We start from the raw sequence: 6271 nt of genomic DNA, 5'->3' as shown, positions 1-6271 counted from the left end.
TGATTACAATCGCACTCGCATCCATTCGTCAATTGGTTACCTCACCCCGCATTTATGCGAAAAAAGGTACTACGAGCAACAGCAGATCGCTTAAATTGTGTGTCTACTTTCTTGACAAAGGTACAAACGAGCCTGTCAGGCAGTAGGTAAAGAGCATTTTTACATTTAAGCTCCGATCAATTCACAGCAGACGTCAGTTTTTTTGATTATGCCAAGTTTTTTCGTTTTGCCCATATTATCCCGAATAGACCATAAAAATATAGAAAAGTGATTGTCTGTTCTTGTAGACGGTAGTAACTCTCCTCGATAATCGTCTTATTTGCACTGACTGGACAGCGGGAGGAATTAAGCCGGTCTTCCCGCCTTATATGATCCAGTCCACCCAGCAGCAGCAAATTAAGCCGGTTTTTCCGCCTTAAATGATCCGAATCATCCGGCGGCAGCGGAATAAGCCGGTTTTCCCTTCTTAAAAGACCCGAACCACCCAGCAGTAGCGAAATAAGCCTGTTTTTCCGCCTTAAATGATCCGAACCACCCAGCGGCAGGATGCCCGTTTTTAGCCTAATAGGCAATAAAACATGGCCTTTTGTGCAGGACGCTTCGTCGGAGCGGTACAAAAGTGAATTTGTTCGTTGTCGGAGGGGAGACTGCCGCGCTTTGTGCAACGTGTCTGTTTGGCGATGGTTCAAACAAGGGCAAGGGGGCGGGAGCGGAGAGCCGGGGTTGAGTATGGAGCAGCGGCAACCGGAGCGAGCCCCTTGGAAAAAGCCCCACTTTGTGGGGGGATGCAGCAGCATTTGCCGTTCCCTTTCGCAGGCAATTGGGCTATGATCGGTATTGCGGCGTTTTGAGGCGCTGCGCAAGGGTTACACACGGGGAGACGAGAACGGGAGTATGACGTATTTCACTCACATTTTGCTGCATAATGTCGTGCCGCTCAGCGTTATGATTGCGCTTGGCATCATTTTGTACCGGGCGTTCAAGCTGGACATTCGCACTTTGTCGAAGCTGAATTTTTATTTGTTTTCGCCGGCCGTCATTTTTAAAATGATCTACGAATCGTCGATCAGCTGGAGCGTTCTGCTGCAGGTGCTGGCCTTTTTCTTCGTGTTTATCGCGCTGCTGTTCGGCGTCGCGGAGGCGGTCGTCCGGCTGCGCCGCTACGGAGCGGGCATGCGCAGTTCGATGCGCAACAGCGTGCTGTTCTACAATAGCGCCAATTACGCGATTCCGCTCAACCAACTCGTGTTCGTGGGCGACGCGTTCACCCTGTCGATTCAGATTATCATCACGATGATGCAGAGCCTGCTGCCGAATACATACGGCATCTACAGCATCAACGCGCACAAGAGCGACTGGAAAGACTCCGTGCGCCAAATTGCCACGCTGCCGGTCATCTACATTATTCCGCTGGCTTTCCTGCTGCGCGGCTTGCACGTCGATGTGCCGGAGCCGATCTATTTGCCGATCGAATATGTGGCAAACGGCTTCTTCGCGACGGCGCTCGTCACGCTCGGCGTGCAGCTCGGCAGCATGAAGTGGCAGCTCAAGCTGGCCGATGTCGCCATCGCCAGCGTGCTTCGGCTCTGCATCGGACCGCTGCTCGGCTTCGGCGTCGTACTGCTGCTCGGCATCCACGGCCCGATGGCCCAGGCGCTGGTGCTTTCCTGCGCGGTGCCGACGTCGCTCAGCAGCGTGCTGCTCGCCGTCGAGTTCGACAACGAGCCGGAATTTGCCTCGCAGGCGGTGTTTGCATCGACGGTGTTCAGTATTTTTACCGTGTCGGTCGTCATTTATTTGCTGCAATTTATTTCATAATCCGAATTCCATACCGGGCGGCGGGTACAAGATATAATCTTCCAGCCCCGCCTTCTCCAGCTGCTGGATCAAGTATTCCTCGGGCGTGCCTTCCACGCCCGCATAGCCGCGGCGCGTATAGATGTGTTCGCTGTCCGGGAAAGCGTCGCCGAGCAGGGCGCGAATTTTTTTGCCGGAAGCGTCGTTGTCGGTGAACACGTATACGGGCTTGTCCCCCGCCTGACGTTTGAGCAGCTCCAGCTGTTCGGTTCCCGGCGTGCCGAATGTGCACAGGATGAGCACGTCTTCGGATAGCACGCGGCGCAGGCGGCTTCGGTCGTTTTTTCCTTCGACGATGATGACGATGGGCATGGGGGGAAGAACTCCTTGTGCATAAAATGAACGAGGCCCTGGATGCGCATCCGGGGCCTTTTCGTAAGCAGGTGCGTATTTAATATTTTAGAATGTCCAGCTCCGCAATACAATGACAAGCAGGATGAACAAGACAAGAATGATTCCGGCGGAAGTAAAAGCGCCAAATCCCGGTTCGCAACCCGACATTGTAGATGCACCCCTTTCACCCAGTAGTCATCTGACACAATCCATACTATGCGCCGGGCATCTGTCGGACTGTGTACACACCCATAGGCGGGCAAAATAGGCGTGTCCGAATACTACGGTCCGTTAAACCGTCGCAACCCGGCGGAACCGGTCGAACGGCAGCAGCGTCAAAGCGATCATGAGGCCGACGAATGCCAGATAGAAGGGGGAGATGCTGTCGCGCAGCTGGCCGGAGACAAGCGGGCCGATGAATGCGCCAACGGAATAGGAGATCGACAGCAGCGAAAAAACGCGGCCATACCGGGCATGGCTCGTCAGCTCGGCGAGCATGGCGGCGATGGCGGGGTAGATGACGCCTTTGGCCATGCCGATCAGGAACAGCGTCGCATACAGCGGCACCGGCCAGCCGATCGCCATGCCGAAGAAGACGACGGCGAGCCCCAAGCTGCCGAAGGCGGTCCGGTAAAAGGCGGGAAACCGGTTCAGGAACAGCATCGCCAGCGTAACGAGCGCACCCAGGCTGACCATGGAGAAGAGCAGGCCGGATGTGAGGACGGAATGGCGTGCGGCGTCGGACAGGGGCAGTTCGAAGAACAGAATGCCTTGCGAGCACGAAAGGGCGATCGGAATGCCGAAAAACAGCCACGGAATAGCGGGAGAACCATTCGAATCGGCGCTTCGCCCGTTAGTCGGTACCGGCAAGTCGTCTCCGGCGTTCCCCGCCATCGCCGGCGTGCGCGCTTCCCTGACGCCAAAGATGGCGATGACGCCGGTGGCGATCAGCCCCCAGCCGAGGGCGGTGAACGAAGCCTGGAAGCCGAGTTTGGCGACAAGGTACGCCCCGGCGGCAGGCGAAACGACGGACGCGAGCGTGTGCACGAGCCCGTTGCCGGACATCAGCTTGCCTTGATGGATGCGGTCTTTCGCCAGTTTGGCGAGCAGCGCCAGACAGGAAGGGGACAGGAAAGCGAGCACGAAGCCGCTGATCGAACGAATGGCCAGCAGCTGCCACGGATCGGTCACACGCGATTGGAAAATGAGCACCGTACCCGCGGCGATCAGCGACAGGACGATGAACGGTTTGCTGCCGTACCGGTCGACGCCGTAGCCGGCGAGCAGGTTGCCGGGCAGATGGGTGATCGAATAGACGCCCATGATGAGGCCGATGAACGACGGCGCCGCCCCCAGCGACAACGCGAACGGCGACAAAATCGGATACTGCGCGTGCAAATCGAAAAACGCCACGAAAATGAACAGGTACAACCAAATCGCCGTTTTCATGCCGCCACTCCCCGTCTGCGAAATGAGCCCGTGCGCGTTTACCGCAAGGCGCCGGGCATGTCTCTTCTACGAATACGTTCCGGCCCGTCCGCGTATTCCCTTTTTTTTCGGCGATATAGTATGATAGAGAAGGTATGGACCCATGATGATAGCGGGGGGAATCGGAACGAATGGATCAGTGGACAACGTTTTTGCAGGACAAATGGTATGTTTTGATCGTTGCGCTTGTGGTGATTGTGCTCGTCGTGAAGCTGGTGAAGACGGTCGTCAAGTGGGTCATCATTCTTGTGCTGCTGGCCGCGCTGGCGATTTACGGGTACAACTACAAGGACAAACTGGCCGACGTCGTGCAAGACGCGGTCAGCACGATCAGCGTGGCGGCGCAGGACCAACTGACGAAAGCGATCAAGGACGAAGTGAAAGAAGCGAAATATGTGAAAAACGCCGACGGCTCGTACACCGTCAAGTCGAAAACGGTGCAGATCGACGGCAAGCCGGGCTCGAACGACGTGAAGCTGACGATCGCCGGACAATCGTTCACGATAAAAGCGGACGAAGCGCTGCAGAAGTTTATCGACCAGGCGAAGCAAAATTCGTAAGCGGCGGCTGACGATCGCCGTTGCCGCCGTTCGCGAGAGGGGGGACAAGGGTGGCGCCATTTTGGCAGTTGCTGGCGGATGTGAACTGGATTTCGGTTCTGATCGTCATTATTGTATTCGCATCGATCGTGCAGGGGGCGGCCAAAGGAGCGCACGGCTCGGCAAGACAAATGACCGCGCTGCTCATCGACTGCATATTGACGATCGCCAGCGTCGTCATCGCCTGGCAGCTGATGGAATGGCTGTCGCCCTTGGTCGCCGACTGGCTGGAGTCGCGCAACATTCGGATTCCGACGACTCGCGATATCGGCTGGCTGGAGCGAATCTATTATACGTTTGCCACGGGGTTGCGAGATTTTTCGCTGATGCGCTCCGGCATTCTGTTCCTGCTCGGGTATATCGCCGTTAAGTCGGCGCTGCACTGGGCGGCATTCGTGCTGGTTCAGGGAGGGCTCAAGATTGCGGCAGGCTCTCCGCGCGCGGGGGCCAGCCGCAAGCCGGCGCTGCCGAGCAGTGCGGCGGGGGCCGCTTTCGGCGCTGTCACCGGCGCCGCGCGCGCCTTGATCGTCGTCTGCGTGCTGTTCGTTTATACGTCGCTGTTTCCGTCTGCGCCGTTTACGGGATACGTGCAGCATTCCGACGTATATCGGACGGGAGCGCAGGAAGTGATCCAGCCGTTCGCCGGCGATTTTATCACCCGGCAATTGCCGGTGTTCACACGTGCGGTAGAGGACGAGTTCAGCAACATTCTGCAGCGCAAGTATGAAGTCATCGACGCCCGCATACCGGACGATATCGCGCTCGCCGCGAAAGAAATTACCGCGAAGGCGACGACCGACGAAGAGAAGGCGAAGGCGTTGTACGAGTGGATCGGCACGCGCGTCAAGTACGATTGGGACAAGGTGAAAATGTACGAGGATCAGCGCATCTGGAAGGAGCAGACGCCGGAGGACACGTTCCGTACCAAACTCGGCGTATGCATCGATTATTCCCGCTTGTACGCTTCGATGGCCCGCGCCATCGACCTCGACGTCAAAGTAATCACCGGCCTCGGGTACGACGGCCGCGGCGGCTACGGGCCGCATGCGTGGAACGAAGTGTACTTGACGCAGCGCGGTGTTTGGGTGCCGCTCGATTCAACGTGGGTATCCAGCGGCGGCAACTGGTTCGATCCGCCGAATTTCAGTTCGACGCATATCAAGGACACCTGATCGGGCGGCGGTCGAAATCGGGACGCCGCTCCTCTTTTGCGCCGGCTTTACTTATGGTAAACTTACAGGCACATCCCGGAGCCGTACTGCGCGGAAGGAGCAAGAGGAATGAAAAAACCGCTTGAAGCCTACAAGGCGATTTTTTTCGATGTGGGCGATACGCTGCTGACGATACCGGCCGCGCGTCTCATTATGCAGCAAGTGCTGGCGGAACGGTCGCTGCACCGCGAAGCCGATCGGATCGGCACGTTGTTTACGGAAGCATTTCGCATGTTTTACTATGGCAAACAATTAAACCCGGAAGAAACATGTTCGCCGGAGTCGGACCGCACCTTCTGGATGAACATTTACAAGTATATACTGGGGCGTCTCGGCGCCGAAGACGATTGGGACGAAGAGCAGATCCACCAGTGCAGCCACGAGCTGTACGACGTGTTCACCGCGCCCGCGCATTACCAGCTGTTCGACGACGTGAAGGAAAGTTTGCAGCAGCTTGCGGAGCGGGGCTTCCGGCTCGGGGTTGTGTCCAATTTTGCTCCGACGCTGCGGGCGATTTTGGCGGACAAGGGGATTGGGCATTATTTTGACCCGATCGTCGTGTCGACCGAAGTGGGGCTCGAGAAGCCGAACCCGGCCATCTTCCGGCTTGCGCTGGAGCGAGCGGGACTCGAAGCGGGCGACGTGCTGTATGTCGGCGACCACGACCAGAACGATATTTGGGCGCCGAACGAAGCGGGCATCGACGCCGTCAAAATCATTCGATACGACTATCACGCCGGAGAAGGAATTCATTCTTTGAAGGAGTTAAGCGAGGGATAAACG

The 6271-nt window shown here is 57.1% G+C and carries 7 protein-coding genes; 4 read left to right on the top strand and 3 right to left on the bottom strand.

From position 1 onward, the window contains the following. Window positions 1-894: 894 nt before the first annotated feature. On the top strand, window positions 895-1818 hold the full coding sequence (locus tag EXY20_RS30090; RefSeq protein WP_135556122.1) for an AEC family transporter: 924 nt from the start codon (window positions 895-897) through the stop codon (window positions 1816-1818). On the opposite strand, the gene EXY20_RS30085 is transcribed toward EXY20_RS30090, so the two are convergent. From EXY20_RS30085 to EXY20_RS30080, 3 genes are all read right to left on the bottom strand, one after another. Continuing rightward, complete coding sequence (locus EXY20_RS30085) at window positions 1813-2169, bottom strand: toprim domain-containing protein (RefSeq protein ID WP_135556121.1); 357 nt, start codon at window positions 2167-2169, stop codon at window positions 1813-1815. The two genes, EXY20_RS30090 and EXY20_RS30085, sit on opposite strands and share 6 nt — an antisense overlap. An 87-nt stretch (window positions 2170-2256) precedes the next feature. Next, entirely contained in the window at window positions 2257-2358 is a 102-nt protein-coding gene (locus EXY20_RS40135; RefSeq protein WP_235886268.1) for a YjcZ family sporulation protein, read from the bottom strand. A gap of 123 nt (window positions 2359-2481) precedes the next feature. Continuing rightward, window positions 2482-3639 (bottom strand): MFS transporter, encoded by a 1158-nt coding sequence (locus EXY20_RS30080; protein ID WP_135556120.1) that lies wholly within the window; start codon window positions 3637-3639, stop codon window positions 2482-2484. A 170-nt stretch (window positions 3640-3809) separates the two neighbouring features. On the opposite strand from EXY20_RS30080, the gene EXY20_RS30075 reads away from it, so the two are divergent. From EXY20_RS30075 to EXY20_RS30065, 3 genes are all read left to right on the top strand, one after another. After that, complete coding sequence (locus tag EXY20_RS30075) at window positions 3810-4238, top strand: hypothetical protein (protein ID WP_135556119.1); 429 nt, start codon at window positions 3810-3812, stop codon at window positions 4236-4238. 50 nt (window positions 4239-4288) lie between these two features. Further along, the gene (locus EXY20_RS30070; protein ID WP_235886267.1) at window positions 4289-5449 is read left to right on the top strand and encodes a transglutaminase domain-containing protein; all 1161 of its coding nucleotides are present in this window, start codon (window positions 4289-4291) and stop codon (window positions 5447-5449) included. A 108-nt stretch (window positions 5450-5557) separates the two neighbouring features. Continuing rightward, on the top strand, window positions 5558-6268 hold the full coding sequence (locus EXY20_RS30065; RefSeq protein ID WP_135556118.1) for an HAD-IA family hydrolase: 711 nt from the start codon (window positions 5558-5560) through the stop codon (window positions 6266-6268). The last annotated feature ends 3 nt before the right edge of the window (window positions 6269-6271 follow it).

The organism is Paenibacillus cymbidii, from assembly GCF_004764705.1.
Lineage (GTDB): Bacteria > Bacillota > Bacilli > Paenibacillales > NBRC-103111 > Paenibacillus_AN > Paenibacillus_AN cymbidii.
This window is presented reverse-complemented; position numbering and strand designations above follow the sequence as displayed.